The organism is Psychrobacter sp. LFX-11D, from assembly GCF_904846475.1.
Classification (GTDB): Bacteria; Pseudomonadota; Gammaproteobacteria; order Pseudomonadales; family Moraxellaceae; genus Psychrobacter; species Psychrobacter cryohalolentis.
This window is the reverse complement of sequence record NZ_CAJHAV010000007.1, coordinates 140,710-155,440: the sequence shown is the minus strand read 5'-3', so window position 1 is coordinate 155,440 and position 14,731 is coordinate 140,710. Positions and strand designations below refer to the sequence as shown.

The window sequence follows — 14,731 nt, the reverse complement described above, 5'->3', positions numbered from 1 at the left end:
TGACGCTTATAGGCAAATATTTGCTATCGTTGATGGACAATTATTCAACTGCTATTTCTAATAGGCTGCCTAATAAATCATCATGATACTACATCCATTTACCCGTCTCAGCGGCTCTATCAGTGCTTGGATAACTATTTTTGTGATTATATTACACGGTCTTACTGTATGGGCTGTGATATCTATGGATAGCCCTGAAATTTTAAAGGCTAAAGCAGCTAAGCCTCAGGCAATCCAATTAGAGCTAGTGACATTGCCAAAATCATCCGCAGCGGCTACTGAAGAACGTCGTGCCGAAAATATCCTTACAAACTCTAATCCTGCTCCTCAACGACTGCCGCAATCAGAGAAAAAATCCGCTGAACTATCAGGTACTAAACAGGTAGAAGCTAAGTCAGTAAATGCTGTGTCAGAGCCAACCTTTAGTAAACCGCTAAATTCTATTAAACCTTTAAGTTCTGAACCAAAAAAACAAACACCTGATCCAATAAAAAATCAGTCAAATCCAGAAAAGACTAAGATAACAAAAGAAACTCAACTGCCAGTCTTGGTACAGAAAAATACGACCAAAGAATCGGAAGAAATTGCCAAAGAAATAGCGGAAGAAGAACAGGATATTGTAGCCTTGGTTCAAGCGATGACAGAACAGGTCAGCCCTGAATCAACAGATATGTCAACGCAAGGGCTGGTCATAAAAGAGACGAGAAAAACAGTTAAGATTAAGGCTGAAGAAGAAATAGATATAGCGTCGTTAATCCGATCGGTGACAGCACAATTCAATCGTGATCAAGCACGTCAGTGGCAAGAAGGTAGAAAACGCGCAGGGCAAGAGCTGCTGCAAACGCAGGCTGGCAAGAGTAATGAGAAACGAAAACAGCTTAATCTCAATGATGAGGCAGTTGACTTTTTGGAGGAGCAAGCCAGCTGGCTTGATCAGAAGAAACCTGAAACAGACCTACCGTCGGCGATTTGGCGTGAAGTGACTAGTCAATCAGGCGATATCTTCACTGTATTATTGGAGCTTCATGTTGATAAAAGCGGCTACATTACGGATGTGCAATTGCTCGAATCATCGGGTAATAAGATTGTTGATATTGCAGCGATGACCCAAGTCAGAGCAGGACAACTTAAACCGTTCCAACAAAATGAGCGACCTGTTAATGGCATTGTACCGATGTCATTAATATATGAGCGACCTTAATCTAAGTAATAGCTCGTTTTCCTTTTTTGATTAAACCGACTATATGAAGAATGTGTTCATAAAAAATGTATTGTCAGCCTCACTAGCTACTTAACTGCTTTTAGGAGTCTATATGGATTTTACAGATTATTGGCAATATACGGATATCATTACTAAGAGTTTATTTTTCGCATTATTTGCTTTGTCGATTGTGTCTTGGGTGACAGGGATTTTACGATTGTACTATAGCCATCAGTTGGCTAAAACCGTCGTCGTTGACTTAGCTCAGCAAATACACAATCAGATACCGCCCACTTTGCAAGCTAGTCCAGAAGAGCGCAGGCTTCTCACCGAACAGATGCTATTACAGCAGATTGGTCGATATCGTTATCAAAGCGAGCAAGGGTTACCACTGCTCGGTACGACTGCTGCTATTGCACCCTTTATTGGGCTATTTGGGACAGTGTGGGGCATATTCCATGCGCTACGTAGTATTGGTGATAGTGGGCAGGCAGGACTTGCCCAAGTAGCGGGCCCAGTAGGTGAAGCGCTTATTATGACTGGTCTAGGTCTTGCGGTCGCGATTCCTGCGGTGATTTTCTATAACGTCATTACGCGTATGAATCGCCGGATCTTGTATAGAGCCAATGACATTGCGCATGGTCTATTAGGCGAGTCAATGCGACCGAGTATGCTAGCAAATAGCAAAGCAACTCTCGTTGAAGCAACTGGTGCCGAAGCAACTGGTGCCAAAGTGACTGATAGTCAAGTTGCTGATGGCAAAGTATAGACAGTGGCTATTCATTCGATAAATTAACGAATAAAGAAAAATAAGGAGGCAGGTATGGCATTCCATCTAGGTGATGAAGAGACCCAAGGTATGAGCGAGATGAATCTCATTCCGCTCATTGATATTATGCTGGTGCTGATGATTATCTTTTTGGTCACAGCCACAGTGATGAATCCAACCGTACCACTAGATCTGCCCGATACCAATGCCACAGTAAGCGGCTTGCCTGATGAGATATTGCAAATAAGCATTGATAAAGACAATGGTCTATTTTTGGATGAGGAAGCGCTGACGTTAGCGCAATTGCGATTGCGGCTTGAAGAAGCGTCAAAAGACGGTGCTAATCCGAATATTCATCTGCGGGCAGATCAAGACACCCGTTATGATATGGTGGCGCAAGTGCTGGCTGCCGCCAGTACTGCGGGTTTGACTAAGGTTGCTTTTGTCACTGAATAAATAGCCATTTATAGAATATAAAATTTCCTGCTGCAAATATTAAAGAAGGGGTTAAGATTATTAATCTTAGCCCCTTCTTTAATGTCTTAAACCGTGTTTATGATAAAAGCAAACATAGTGGAATCATTGTAAAACTAGTCGAAATTATTCAATAACGTATCGATGTTATGTTGAACAACCTATATGTATTTTAACGTTTTAATCACGTTATTCGTTCAAAAAACCACCACAATGCAATGGCGATACTAACAAAAGAGCCAGCATAAAATATAACTGATTTATAAAAACGCGTATGACGTAATAACAGCGCGATCGGAAATACTATGGCAATGAATACTAGTTGTCCTAGCTCAATCCCTACATTGAAGCTTAATAATGCCAATACGCGCTCACTTGTTGCTAGTGGCAGATCTACGAGCACATTGGCAAAGCCAAACCCGTGAATCAGACCAAAAACAAAGGCTAGATAGACGGCTCGCACTCGTAACATTGGTACCAGATTGTTTAACGCAGCGAATGCGATGGACAGAGCAATTAAAGATTCGATAAAGGGTCAGCCATTGACACATGGGCGACCGCACCATCTCCAAAGAACGTGCTTACTCTCTGCTTGGTCATATCAATCATTTGATCGGGAATGACCATATCTAATGGTCTCAGCTTCTCTTGCAATGAGCCAACCGCTGATACTGAGACGATATAGCGTACACCTAAAGTCTTTAAGGCATAGATGTTGGCACGATAAGGCACCTCAGAGGGGGTTAACCTGTGTCCTTGACCATGCCGCGTTAAGAATGCAACTGTGACGCCATTAAGTTCACCGAGCACGATGTCATCAGATGGCTCACCATAGGGTGTCTCAATTTTAACGCTGCGCTTATTGGTCAAAGCTTGCATTTGATACAGACCGCTACCGCCGATAATAGCGATATCGGCAGCGTTTTTTACCGTAATTTCTACTGCGGTTGAAGTCATATTGGGTTCCAAATGATAATTGGTAGAGTCTATCAAAGTTAATACTACTAGCGTTTACTGACTCTCTTCTTATACATACCTTGAGCAAGCGCCTTCAAGATCATCGCCTGACTTTGCACAAAGCCGTTGTACTTGGGCAAATCATCCTCTATATCGCTGGTGCGGCGATTATAAAATAGATGCATAGTTGGCTTGGGTAGTGCCGCCACATCAGGATAATTTGTTGTGGGTATTAATATTAGATTGCCGCCCAACGCCATTTCTATACTGGGTTTATTGCATCGGGTACAAAGTCCGCGGCTAATATTTGGCGGGAGTTTCCAACGGCGAAATTTGGTTCTGATAAGGTTTAATGAACTCACATCGGGTTTAAGTAAAATCGTCACATCATTATAAGCTTGGCCAGTGAATTCTTGGCAAATAGTGCAGTGGCAGATAAAGCGTCCAATGGGCTGATTGTTGATCGTATAAGTATTGCTATAACAGGAGCAAGAGCCTTCTTGTGGGGTAAATTCTCTGCTCATTGGTCAGTCCTTAATAGTAGGGGCGTGGATATTTATTGTTTTGAAATATAGCACTATCCTAGCGTATTAGTGTAGTCGCTTTCAGTATCATGATCGAATAGGATCTATGTTAAAGAAGATGCAGAGATAAACTAGTGATTTAATGAAGCATTTAGCATGACTAACAAAAAGCAAAAGCTGTCAAAAAATTATAGAAAATAGCGCAAAGTTCTTTATATTTTTTACTTTAAGTCACTTAGGGTGATGATGAATTATCTCGGGTTATCATGAATAAATTGGACCAAAAGCTTAGCCACTTTTTCACCTTGGTCTTCTTGAAGAAAATGTCCGCCGTTGGCAATAGTCGTATGTGCTTGACCTTTGGTTCCGGGAATGATTTTTTGCATAATGCGATCGCCACCAGCAGTCACTGGGTCAGAATCGCTGAATAGTGTGATAAAGGGCTTTGTCCATTTACTCAGCTCAATCCATGCGGCGCGATTATTTTCTGAAGCAGGATCATCCGGCGTCGAGGGTACAAGCAGTGGAAACTGTCTAGCGCCCTCCTTATAGGATTCATCAGGAAATGGCGCATTATAGGCGTCGATCACCGCCTGTGACAGCTTGGTAACGGTACCGCTCTTGATGGTCCTTCCGACATGAAATTGAGGTGTTTCCTGCGAGAATTGTTGCCATTTACGAAAACCTTCACCTAGATCGTGGTCGCCGGTGGGGAGCATGGTGTTGCCAGCTGCTACCCGAGCAAATCGGTCTGGATTTTCTGCAACCAAACGCAAACCAATCAGTCCACCCCAATCCTGACAAAACAGAGTGATGTTATTCAGATCTAATTGGTCGAGTACGGATTGCATCCAGTTGACATGACGTTGGTAGGTATAGTCAGTACGAGACGTGGGTTTGTCTGAGCGCCCAAAACCGGGGAGGTCTGGCGCAATAACGCGGTGTCCCGCTGCAGTCAGTATCGGAATCATTTTACGATATAGATAACACCATGAAGGCTCCCCATGCAGCAGTAACACTGGATCAGCGTCTCTTGGTCCTTCGTCTAAATAATGCACACGCAGCTCATTGTCTTCGCTGTCGTCGACCATTAGATAGTGCGGGTCAAAGTTGTAATCTGGTAGGTTTGCAAAACGCGAATCGGGAGTTCTGAGGATTTTCATGTCTCGTCCTTGAGTTGGGTAAATGAGCGCGTATTCTTACACAGCTGATGGAATCTTAGAGTTAGGGTGGATCGCCACAAAACCCGATGAGAATGGATCGCCGTCACCAATCTTAATGATGTGAGTATCATATTTCGTACTCTTACCCTATGCCAATTATTACTCTAACTTGATCGTTATTCTTTGGCTGTTAGGTATTCTTATCGGGTTTAGCAAAGTTTTGAGGATATAGCGCGCGTGCTGCCACATCATCAAACTCGGTCTTAAACTCGATGCCTTTAGGAATATTTCGGGCTTTTTGGACCGCAGGACGAGCACTTATACTTGCAAACCAGCGCTTTAGATTAGGATAGTTGTCTAAACCTTCCTCACCTAAGACTACGGTTGCTTTATCAATCCACCCCCAAGCTGAAATATCAGCAATGGAATACTCATCGCCAACCAGATACTCGCGACCTTCCATGTGGGTCTCTAACACTTCGTAATGACGTTCGGCTTCACGAAGATAACGATTGATAGCATAAGGCGTTTTCTCTGGTGCCTTATGTCTAAAATGCACGGATTGACCAGAAAACGGTCCTAAACCTGTCGCTATAAACATCAACCATGACAGCATCTCGCCACGATCTTCTGACTTGCCGGCTAATTTCCCTGTTTTTTCGGAGAGATACATCAAGATAGCAGTAGAGTCAAACACGCGTTTGCCATCATCTTCGATTGCCGGGGTTTTACTATTGGGGTTAATAGCACGATACTCAGGGCTATGTTGTTCGCCTTTTAAGGTATCTATAGCGATCAACTCATACGGCAAGCCAGTCTCTTCGAGATAGACAGCTACTTTCATCGGGTTTGGGGTTTGATGAAAATAAAATTTGAGCATAACCTGATCCTATCCTGTTGAGGTCTTAGTTTGACAATCATAAAAGCAATGAAAAATACAAATAATCCTTAAAGACTCATGCAGTCATTAAGGATTATTTTTTACAGTGAGCCTAACGATGCGTACCGCGAATAGGGTAGTCATTTTTTCGAATAAAGGCTAAACCATTCGCAAGGGCTTCAAGTTCAGGTCTAGCAAAAGGTGCGTTGGAGATATCAACGATTTGAATTTCTCCATCAGCGTTAACCACAAATATACCAGGCTCTGCAAAGGGATGATCGGTCTCTTTCTCTGAACGTGGCTCTGAGATATAAAGTCCTAGCGTATTCATCTGCTCAACAGTCAAACCATAGGCAATAGGGAAGTCGATATCTAATTTTTCTAAATGACTCTCTAATTGCTCTTTACTATCACCTGATACTGCAATGATATCGACACCCGCATCAGCAAATGACGATTTTACGGTTTCTAACTGGTTGAGGTATTTAGTACATATCGGACAATGTTGACCTCGATACACCACGACCAATTTCCAGTCATGACCATTATCAGGTGTACCTAGTGACTTTATATCACCATTTAGCATTTGTACGTTTATATCGGGGAATTTGACACCAGCTTGAATTTTTTGTGCGTAATTTGATGGCATGATTTATCCTTTAGAAGTGTTTAGAAGTAGGAGTAATTTATATAGCAATGATCATCTTAACTGGACTAAAATAAATGTTCAAGATATATTTGAGCAATCACTCAAGTTAATTAATCATTCCAATCTACAGATGCTAATATCCAGTTTACTAAGCGTGTAGTAAAAGAGTATGGACGCATAGGATAGGCATTATTTAAAATAGAAGGTAATGTGGTAGATTCACCATCACAACGAATATGAATGGATGCCTGTTTAGTTATACTCATTGGTGTTCAGCTCCTTTGAATAAAATCCCTTTGAATAGAATTAAAATTTCTATCCTAAAAACTACCTTAAAGCTATTGCCTATACCTCTTTACTGTACCACTTGCAGCCCAGCTTGCAACACATAGTCAGAATGATGGCTACTATTGAATATAGAGCTAGGGGCTGTCCTAGATAACCAGTTCAGTTCCTGTCTAACCCATTGTTTTAGCTAATGTCATTGACGTTTTGGATCGCTATAGTTAAAACGCCACTCACATTCCTTTAAAAACAGATGGAAATACTCTTTTGGGATGCCATTATATTTACGCATATGTCGCTTGGCTTGGCTCCAAAAGTTCTCTATTCCATTAATATGGTTTCTGTCTTGTGCAAACTCTTTTGAATGATTGATACGGTAATGAGCGAACTCACTGACATCAAGTGCGTTGTAACTTCTGAATGAGTCAGTATAAACGATACCATCAGGCTTTACTTTCTCTCTTATGATAGGGATTAAGGTATCGGCTTTGGCATTAGGGATGATACAAGCATAGACGCTACCATTGCGCTTCAGTAGTCCAAAAACAGGAACTTTGTTACCAGCACCGCGACCACGTTTGCCTTTGCGTCTGCCGTCAAAGTAGCTCTCATCAACTTCTATTTCGCCTTCTAGAAGGTCAGGCTCCTAACTATTTTCATAAATCAGTAGTCTTAGCCTGTGAAAGTAATAGCTGGCTGTTGTATCCACTAAGCTTGTTGTAGTTCCTGTCAGTCACGTGCTTGTAAAGGAGAATCGTAATAGCATCAATCTAATGGATTTAACCAATGAAAATCTATTGTTATATCCAACAGCGCCGCGTCCCAGCTTTATTGATTATGTGTTGGAATTGTTTGAAGCTCGTAACTTAAAAGCCAATTATCTGACTGAAGTACGTGAGTTACATGTTGCGTTAGGGTTAGTAGCAGCAGGTGAAGGCCTGACTATTGTGCCAAAGACGCTTGAGCATCTGCGTAGTCAAGAAGTGACTTATATTCCATTTGAGGATGGTCATTTAACCTCACCGATTGTGATGAGTGTCAGGCATTTTGACAAATCAGAATTGTTAAAAACATTGTTAGACGTGACTTATCAGATTTATGATGAAGAAGGGTTTGATTATAAGCGTGAGAAAATATGAATACATCATAGTGTTAATATAGAATATAAACCTATGCGTGAGAATTTACGAGTGCTAGCTCAATAAACGAGTCATTGCCGTTAAGCCCAATAAAATCTAAGGTATGGACTCGTCCCAGTACGGTGGCGTGCCATAATAGCCTTCCACAAAATCAATAAAACACCTCACTTTATGTGGTAGCAATTTTCTATGGGCATAGACTGCATATAAGCCCAAAGCCTCAGGCTCAAGTTTTGGCAACACTACGACTAGTTTGCCACTACTAAGCGCTTCGCTGATAATAAAAGTCGGCTGTAATACTATTCCTGCGCCTGCAATAGCCGCGTCCACCAATACATCACCATTATTACTACGAAGCTCGCTACCTTGCTTGAGGTATTTTGCTTTTAATAATTGGTAGATATCGTCCTTACCATCCATATTCATATAGCTGTAATGCAAATATCGATGACGCTCTAAGTCTTCAGGTTGAGTAGGCGTGCCATGTTTGTTCAGGTAACCAGGTGCAGCGCATAACATCACACGAATGGGTGCGACCTTCTTAGCAATCAGTGACGAGCTTTTTAGCTGCCCGATACGCAAGGCCACATCGAAACCCTCCTCGACAATATCGACTTTGCGATCAGTCAATTGTAGGTCGACTTTGACCAATGGATAATGGATCTGAAAGTCAGTGATTAACTTAGCCATATGTTTTAAGGCAAACGATACTGGTGCACTGATTCTTAAGACGCCTTTGGGATTCTGTTGTAAACCACCTAATTTTGATTCCATATCATCAATGCTAAGTAAAATCTGTTGTGCATGTCCGAAGTAATGACTGCCAGCTTCGGTAAGGCTGACTTTACGAGTGGTGCGATTAAGCAGGCGTGTATTTAGCTGCTCCTCCAACTTAGAGACATATTTGCTCACCAACTGCGGTGACAGCTGCAAGGTATTTGCCGCATTACTAAAGCTGCCTTCGGTCACCACTGCCACAAAGGCGCGCATTGCATCGATTCTATCCATATTTTGCCCTATTTCTATTTAATCATCAAAATTCAACGCCAAAACAATTATCAATGATATGTTGTTAATTATTCAATATTATCTATCTTACTCTTTTACTGTGTTGATAGTAAAGTATGGTTATTCCAGGAATTAAATACCCTTCCTAAAATAAACCTAATGGAGTAATAACAATGAAAATGTCAGTAATGAATAGAATTTTGCTATCTAAAGCGGGCGCTGCCGCTTTAATCCTTCGTGTACCCGTAGGTTTGATTTTGGCAGCGCATGGTGCTCAAAAGTTATTTGGCTGGTTTGGTGGCAATGGGCTGGCTGGCACGGCTGAGTGGTTAAGCAGTATGGGTATGGAACCTGGTTTTCTAATGGCAATATTGGCAGGGGGTGCTGAGTTCTTTGGTGGTCTTGCCTTGGTATTAGGATTATTGACACGACCCGCTGCATTAGTCGCTGCATTCACTATGCTCGTTGCTATTTTTTCTGTTCATATAAATAATGGTCTATTTGTCGCTGATGGTGGCTATGAGTATGCCTTAGTATTGATGGTCGCTTCGATTGCTCTGGTAATACAAGGTGGCGGTTATCTCAGTATGGATAATGCTTTATCAGAAAAATTAGATAATGTTTAATAATCATCAGTAATAAATCCACATTTACTCGCTAATAATAAGTGTCCATCTTAAATAATGGCAACAATTGGACTAAAAACTGGCAACATATATAAGATAAAGAAGGCTATGTTCGCTGGCTTGTGACTTTAGTATGCTTCCATGTGGCTTATTATTATTTAAAAGCATTGAATTCCAGTAGAATTGTGCCTATTCATCCTAGCCGTATTTAGTAAAGATAATGGAGTGAAGCTAATGAATAATGAGTCTATTTCAGCCACGCAGCCAGTATTATTTATACCTCACGGTGCAGGTCCTTGTTTTTTTATGGAGTGGCAGCCAACTGATACTTGGGATCAAATGGCCGAATTTTTAAAAGGTATCTCAAGTCGCTTGCCACAGCGCCCAAAAGCTGTTTTGATCATCAGCGCACATTGGCAAACTCCCGAGTTTAGCATCACCACTAGCACACAACCTGATCTAATTTATGATTATTATGGGTTCCCTGAGCATACTTATCAGCTGACTTATCCGGCAGCGGGCGCGCCAGTATTGGCTGAACGGATAGGTAATATGCTCACTGATGCAGGTTTAAGCAATAAACAAGATGCTACAAGAGGCTTTGATCATGGAGTATTCATCCCGTTAAAACTCATGTTCCCTAATGCGGATATCCCAGTAGTGCAGTTATCGCTACGTCAGGATCTCGATCCTGAAGCCCATTTAATGGCAGGTAAAGCAATTGCGGCATTACGTGATGAAGGGGTGTTGATTGTGGGCAGCGGTATGAGTTTTCATAATATGCGCGGTTATGGCGATAAAAAATTCACGGCTCCATCAGTGGCATTTGATGATTGGTTGACTAAGACGGTTGCAGCCGATGCAGATGCGCGATTTGCAGCCCTTAGTGATTGGTCTAAAGCGCCCCATGCTATCGAGTCTCATCTATTAGGAAGCGAAGAGCATTTGATACCGCTGATGGTTATCGCGGGCGCAGCAGGAACAGATCGAGGGCAAAAGGTCTATTCTCAGCAAGTAATGAAGACTCAGATATCAGCCTTTCAGTTTGGCTAAGCTCAGATTCTTCTATCAAACCTCAATATCAATCAAACTACCTTAATATTTCTAAAATTAATAAGAGCACGCTAAAACGCCTCAGTAGATGCTTAGTGGGTTTTCTATACATAACGCAGCTATGTGACCTGCACTGTAAGCCAGGTAGAAACCAACTTGGGAGATTTTAAGCATACTGCTTAATAATAACCTATGCTATCGATTTCGTAATCATGCAATCCATATCTAAAATGAGTAGTTCGATACCTGTATAGCGCATCGATCATAAATCAATGCAAATGAGTGTCATGGTTAGGAGGTTCTGAGCACACGAAAATCAACAGTCAGTCTATAGTGGTCAGCATACTATCAGGCGAGTCTGACATGGCAAATCCCATCACACGACAGGCATACAAACCCAAACACGGCTAGATAACACTAGCCGCCTTTGATAAGAATATAGGTGACATCGCCTGTCTAGAATTGTTTAAGCGCAGATGGGTTAAAGTTAAGGTTTAATAGGCCTTATGCCCATCATCAGCTTCCTTGTATTTATAAGTTTTTATTCAACGACTTTGAGTTTCTATTTTTGCCACAACCTTACCTGCCGAACTGTCACACTGAAATCAGCTTCATTCTTTCCTAATTATTAACGGTGCCTAGCAAATACGCACATTTTTCTTTATATATTAAATTAGCCTTATCCTTTTATAAAAAAATCATTTTGGGTGGCTGATGCATTAGAAAGTTTTGATGAGATATGTTCCAAGCGTAAGCGCCTGCTAAGGTAAAAACAAGGTAATCGCCGATATGTAGCGCGTCAATCCATTGATCTTTTGCCAGTATGTCTTTGGGCGTACAAAGCTGACCGACAAGGGTTACCTTGGTGCCAGTGATGGCGGCTTGCTCTATCAGATTTTCTAGCAACTGGTTTTCCATTGCGTGGCTCATGCGGCGCGGCACGATGAAAAAAGGATGATTGTGCTGCTGCGCGGCGGGCGTTCTAAAGTGATGCGTGCCGCCATGACCAATCACAAATGTCTCGCCAAGATTTTTTTTGATATCCAGTACCTCCATGACGTAATAACCACAGGGTGCAGTGATAAAACGTCCAATCTCAAACCTGACCGTAAACTGCGGATTTGCCGTTAACATGCTGGCAAGCTGTTGACAGAATACTTCCCACTCAAAATGCTGCGGCTGCTGATCATAGTGAATACCAATGCCGCCGCCCACATTGATAATCAGTTTTGAGGGCAACGACGGATAATTCTGTTGCCATTTCTTGACCATCTCCATATAACGCTGCATTAATAGCAGATGGCGCTCGACTGATAATTGATGCGACATCAAGTGAAAGTGAAACCCACAAAATTCAATAAACGGGCTTGAGTCGATGATAGCTAGCGCTTGCTTGAGATGGGTTTCATCCAGCCCAAAGGGGGTAGGCTTGCCGCCCATGACCAGCTTACTGCTGCCGATATCACCAATATCAATATTCATCCTTAAAAATATACGGACGGGAAGCTGCAAGGAGTGACTTAATGTCTGGATTCGAGTCAGCTCGACCAGGCTTTCCACATGAATGGTATCGATTTGCTGTTGTATGGCTTGCTGTAAGTCTGAGGTCAGCTTGCCCGGTCCACCAAAAATAATAGGGTGGTTCGGTTGGTGGGTTTGTAGCCAATTGAGCTCGCCTGCAGAAGCGGCCTCAAACCCATCTACATGCTCTGCTAAGGTTGATAGTATTTGAGGCTCAGCATTAGCCTTTATGGCATAAAACAGCTGCGTGTTATCAGGCAGACAGTGCTTCATAGCTGTTATACGCTCTTCTAGAGCTTCCAAGTCATAAATGTAAGCACAAAGCGGTGACGGCTGCGCACCATAATTATGGATACAGTCAATTATTTTTTGAGGAAGCGAATGCTTATCTGAGGTTTCGATTAAGTGTGTTGTTGTCGCGTTTGTCATCATTTTAGGTAACCTTTGATTCAGATAATTTACGAGTTTTTATATTAGATTTATTGTCTTTATTGGCGTTGAGCATAGAGGACTGCCACGGGCAAGGAAGCATCACGTAGGCAGAATGTTTATCAGCAAGCGTGAGTAATCGAGTTTTATAATTGGTCTTGCTGGGTAAGCTACCGCCGTCTAACAAATCCTGAATTTCAGGCTGAGTACCATATACCAGTTGCCAATTCATCAATATCTCTTTGACATGCTGCCAAAGTCGCGCCTCTAAAGTCTCCGCTGATTGCGCACCTCGGCATAAATAAAAAATGGTCTCACTAAGATTGTTCACAAAAATGCAATAAGCAATACGTGACCATCCTGCCGCTTTAGAGTAGCGGATGGATTGTTTACAGCGCTCAGATAAACTGGTTGCTTCAGCAAGTGACCACAGGTTATCAACCAGCTTGGTGCCTTCCAAATCTCGAATCCAGACGCATGTAGGTAGCCCTTGATGAAAGCCAATCACCGTATTTTGTAAATGCGGCTCGAACACAACGCCATGGTTAAAAAAGTAATCAAACGTGCCATCAATTAAAGTATTGGCATAACGGCTGAACCATAAGCAGGCTAGAGTGTTATAAGATGAACGCTCGTTATCACGTTGACCAGTGTGTACGCAGCGTTTTTGTAGCTGGCGTTCGATGACGCTGTCTCCGAACCTATCCTCTGTAAATAAGGCAGCAGCAACTTGTGGCTTAAGATATTTAATTTCATCCGTCGTAAATGACTCTCGAAATAACATGCCAAAGGACTCGGTAATAAACTGAGTCGAGCTGGAATCATCATCGGGGAATTTGGCGCTCATATCAAGGGTGGCAGCCCCCGGCTCTAACATCAGCTTAAAAGCTGGCGCAGTCAGACGCTTGCTGTGATCAATTTTTTCTAAAATAGCATTCAAGTACACGGCACTGTGGAGCTCATACCAAGCGTTTTTGCGAATGCAATTGGTCAGACGAACATGGATAGAGCATTTGATAAAATGTGATAGCTGGTGATGATATAAGGTGCGCACCGATGAGGTTGGGGACACCGCCTTGCCTATCAGACCAAGCGGTATCATGTATCCTGATGTGACTGCTCGCTTGATGGTCGGATTTGCCAAGATGCCATCGGCTTCCCACGGATGACAAGGGTAGTAAACCCAATCGGTGTCGCTATCAGTATCTGAATTAATAGACTCTAGTAAGTCGCCAGCGTCTGCAAGTAACGTGCGAGCGATATTGCACAGTACGGTTTTGGTGTCTTTGCCAATATAGCTGACGAGGGAGGAATCAACCTTAAACCAAAACAGAGCAAACTGGCTTTGGGTTTCGGGCGAGTGCGCCAATAAAGACGTCATGTCGACCCCTTGCCGGCTTTTTGGCGACGGATGATACGCATGACCCCACAGCAATGCTTGCTCGCTATCTATATAGCCATTAACGGTAGATTTATCTTGCTGTAAATCGTGATGGTAGTTAGTAGCGTGGTTGCTAGAGGCCTGCAAAAAAGTGGTTGTCACGCTGATGCTATTATCAATCTGGTATTTTAGCTCTTGGTTGATATCGATTTGATAACGCGTAGCAATATAACTGTGCAGATAATCGACCAATTGATAAATGTTGAGGCACGCCCATGATTGACCGCGAGCTTTTAGCCAAGGCGCTCCGCTTAGCTGGCACTTGCCTAAGTGACTAAAATACGCCACTGGCAATACGATTTTTGCAGAAGCGATCTCATTAGCGACAGGAAATCGAATCGTTAATAGGCGCGTGCTTAGGCAGGCGCGGTTATCACGTAGACACAGTGGTAAGTCGTCCTCAGACTCATCAATGCTTAGGTCTTGATTGGGGATAGCAAACTCACGAAGATAACAATTGATGATATTCGTCAGTGCATGCTGCTCAGACTTATACTGATGGTACTGCGAAAGCAGGCTTGGCACAGGGGTATTTTCAACTGTTTTACTCGGTGGTAGAAAATTTGGTATCGTGTTGTTTGATAGGGAATAGTTTGGTCTCATAAGTGATGT

At 42.5% G+C, this 14,731-nt stretch carries 15 protein-coding genes and 1 pseudogene; 6 read left to right on the top strand and 10 right to left on the bottom strand.

The window, feature by feature from the left end:
- Window positions 1–82: 82 nt before the first annotated feature.
- The 3 genes from JMX75_RS07230 (at window position 83) to JMX75_RS07220 (ending at window position 2,426) form a co-directional block, all read left to right on the top strand.
- Window positions 83–1,201, top strand: coding sequence for a TonB family protein (locus tag JMX75_RS07230; protein WP_041753092.1), 1,119 nt, complete (start codon window positions 83–85; stop codon window positions 1,199–1,201).
- Window positions 1,202–1,313: 112 nt separating this feature from the next.
- A complete protein-coding gene (locus tag JMX75_RS07225) occupies window positions 1,314–1,970 on the top strand; it encodes a MotA/TolQ/ExbB proton channel family protein (RefSeq protein WP_133104299.1) in 657 nt (218 codons plus the stop codon).
- A 54-nt stretch (window positions 1,971–2,024) separates the two neighbouring features.
- Window positions 2,025–2,426, top strand: a complete 402-nt coding sequence (locus JMX75_RS07220) for an ExbD/TolR family protein (protein WP_011513582.1) — start codon at window positions 2,025–2,027, stop codon at window positions 2,424–2,426.
- A gap of 202 nt (window positions 2,427–2,628) precedes the next feature.
- On the opposite strand, the gene JMX75_RS07215 is transcribed toward JMX75_RS07220, so the two are convergent.
- The 7 genes and pseudogenes from JMX75_RS07215 to JMX75_RS07185 all read right to left on the bottom strand — a co-directional run.
- The gene (locus JMX75_RS07215) at window positions 2,629–2,916 is read right to left on the bottom strand and encodes a HupE/UreJ family protein (protein ID WP_011513583.1); all 288 of its coding nucleotides are present in this window, start codon (window positions 2,914–2,916) and stop codon (window positions 2,629–2,631) included.
- A 44-nt stretch (window positions 2,917–2,960) separates the two neighbouring features.
- Window positions 2,961–3,401, bottom strand: coding sequence for a purine phosphorylase family 2 (locus tag JMX75_RS07210; RefSeq protein ID WP_011513584.1), 441 nt, complete (start codon window positions 3,399–3,401; stop codon window positions 2,961–2,963).
- 47 nt (window positions 3,402–3,448) lie between these two features.
- The gene (locus tag JMX75_RS07205) at window positions 3,449–3,925 is read right to left on the bottom strand and encodes a GFA family protein (protein WP_011513585.1); all 477 of its coding nucleotides are present in this window, start codon (window positions 3,923–3,925) and stop codon (window positions 3,449–3,451) included.
- 251 nt (window positions 3,926–4,176) lie between these two features.
- A complete protein-coding gene (locus tag JMX75_RS07200; protein ID WP_201531792.1) occupies window positions 4,177–5,088 on the bottom strand; it encodes a haloalkane dehalogenase in 912 nt (303 codons plus the stop codon).
- Between the two features lie 190 nt (window positions 5,089–5,278).
- Window positions 5,279–5,968 (bottom strand): glutathione S-transferase family protein, encoded by a 690-nt coding sequence (locus JMX75_RS07195; RefSeq protein WP_201531790.1) that lies wholly within the window; start codon window positions 5,966–5,968, stop codon window positions 5,279–5,281.
- 112 nt (window positions 5,969–6,080) lie between these two features.
- Window positions 6,081–6,617, bottom strand: coding sequence for a peroxiredoxin-like family protein (locus JMX75_RS07190; RefSeq protein ID WP_201531788.1), 537 nt, complete (start codon window positions 6,615–6,617; stop codon window positions 6,081–6,083).
- Window positions 6,618–7,098: 481 nt separating this feature from the next.
- Window positions 7,099–7,605: pseudogene (locus tag JMX75_RS07185) on the bottom strand (IS1595 family transposase); the annotation flags it as partial.
- A 70-nt stretch (window positions 7,606–7,675) separates the two neighbouring features.
- Between JMX75_RS07185 and JMX75_RS07180 the strand changes: the two are divergent.
- The gene (locus JMX75_RS07180; RefSeq protein WP_181210457.1) at window positions 7,676–8,041 is read left to right on the top strand and encodes a LysR substrate-binding domain-containing protein; all 366 of its coding nucleotides are present in this window, start codon (window positions 7,676–7,678) and stop codon (window positions 8,039–8,041) included.
- A 96-nt stretch (window positions 8,042–8,137) separates the two neighbouring features.
- Here JMX75_RS07180 and JMX75_RS07175 read toward each other — a convergent pair whose 3' ends face one another.
- Window positions 8,138–9,049: a LysR family transcriptional regulator gene (locus JMX75_RS07175; RefSeq protein ID WP_201531786.1), complete on the bottom strand. Its 912-nt coding sequence runs from the start codon at window positions 9,047–9,049 to the stop codon at window positions 8,138–8,140.
- Window positions 9,050–9,222: 173 nt separating this feature from the next.
- On the opposite strand from JMX75_RS07175, the gene JMX75_RS07170 reads away from it, so the two are divergent.
- Together JMX75_RS07170 and JMX75_RS07165 are read left to right on the top strand one after the other, a co-directional pair.
- Window positions 9,223–9,675, top strand: a complete 453-nt coding sequence (locus tag JMX75_RS07170) for a DoxX family protein (protein ID WP_201531784.1) — start codon at window positions 9,223–9,225, stop codon at window positions 9,673–9,675.
- Between the two features lie 234 nt (window positions 9,676–9,909).
- A complete protein-coding gene (locus JMX75_RS07165; RefSeq protein ID WP_201531782.1) occupies window positions 9,910–10,728 on the top strand; it encodes a DODA-type extradiol aromatic ring-opening family dioxygenase in 819 nt (272 codons plus the stop codon).
- Window positions 10,729–11,415: 687 nt separating this feature from the next.
- Here JMX75_RS07165 and JMX75_RS07160 read toward each other — a convergent pair.
- Together JMX75_RS07160 and JMX75_RS07155 are read right to left on the bottom strand one after the other, a co-directional pair.
- Window positions 11,416–12,681: a type III PLP-dependent enzyme gene (locus tag JMX75_RS07160; RefSeq protein WP_201531780.1), complete on the bottom strand. Its 1,266-nt coding sequence runs from the start codon at window positions 12,679–12,681 to the stop codon at window positions 11,416–11,418.
- A gap of 1 nt (window position 12,682) precedes the next feature.
- Window positions 12,683–14,722, bottom strand: a complete 2,040-nt coding sequence (locus JMX75_RS07155; RefSeq protein ID WP_201531778.1) for an IucA/IucC family protein — start codon at window positions 14,720–14,722, stop codon at window positions 12,683–12,685.
- Window positions 14,723–14,731: the final 9 nt, after the last annotated feature.

What these genes read in the sequence shown, in the direction of transcription:
- JMX75_RS07210 (WP_011513584.1), bottom strand. Translation starts at nt 3,401, where the DNA reads ATGACTTCAACCGCAGTAGAAATTACGGTAAAAAACGCTGCCGATATC.
- JMX75_RS07175 (WP_201531786.1), bottom strand. Translation starts at nt 9,049, where the DNA reads ATGGATAGAATCGATGCAATGCGCGCCTTTGTGGCAGTGGTGACCGAA.
- JMX75_RS07160 (WP_201531780.1), bottom strand. Translation starts at nt 12,681, where the DNA reads ATGATGACAAACGCGACAACAACACACTTAATCGAAACCTCAGATAAG.
- JMX75_RS07205 (WP_011513585.1), bottom strand. Translation starts at nt 3,925, where the DNA reads ATGAGCAGAGAATTTACCCCACAAGAAGGCTCTTGCTCCTGTTATAGC.
- JMX75_RS07180 (WP_181210457.1), top strand. Translation starts at nt 7,676, where the DNA reads ATGGATTTAACCAATGAAAATCTATTGTTATATCCAACAGCGCCGCGT.
- JMX75_RS07195 (WP_201531790.1), bottom strand. Translation starts at nt 5,968, where the DNA reads ATGCTCAAATTTTATTTTCATCAAACCCCAAACCCGATGAAAGTAGCT.
- JMX75_RS07155 (WP_201531778.1), bottom strand. Translation starts at nt 14,722, where the DNA reads ATGAGACCAAACTATTCCCTATCAAACAACACGATACCAAATTTTCTA.
- JMX75_RS07190 (WP_201531788.1), bottom strand. Translation starts at nt 6,617, where the DNA reads ATGCCATCAAATTACGCACAAAAAATTCAAGCTGGTGTCAAATTCCCC.
- JMX75_RS07220 (WP_011513582.1), top strand. Translation starts at nt 2,025, where the DNA reads ATGGCATTCCATCTAGGTGATGAAGAGACCCAAGGTATGAGCGAGATG.
- JMX75_RS07230 (WP_041753092.1), top strand. Translation starts at nt 83, where the DNA reads ATGATACTACATCCATTTACCCGTCTCAGCGGCTCTATCAGTGCTTGG.
- JMX75_RS07215 (WP_011513583.1), bottom strand. Translation starts at nt 2,916, where the DNA reads ATGTTACGAGTGCGAGCCGTCTATCTAGCCTTTGTTTTTGGTCTGATT.
- JMX75_RS07225 (WP_133104299.1), top strand. Translation starts at nt 1,314, where the DNA reads ATGGATTTTACAGATTATTGGCAATATACGGATATCATTACTAAGAGT.
- JMX75_RS07200 (WP_201531792.1), bottom strand. Translation starts at nt 5,088, where the DNA reads ATGAAAATCCTCAGAACTCCCGATTCGCGTTTTGCAAACCTACCAGAT.
- JMX75_RS07165 (WP_201531782.1), top strand. Translation starts at nt 9,910, where the DNA reads ATGAATAATGAGTCTATTTCAGCCACGCAGCCAGTATTATTTATACCT.
- JMX75_RS07170 (WP_201531784.1), top strand. Translation starts at nt 9,223, where the DNA reads ATGAAAATGTCAGTAATGAATAGAATTTTGCTATCTAAAGCGGGCGCT.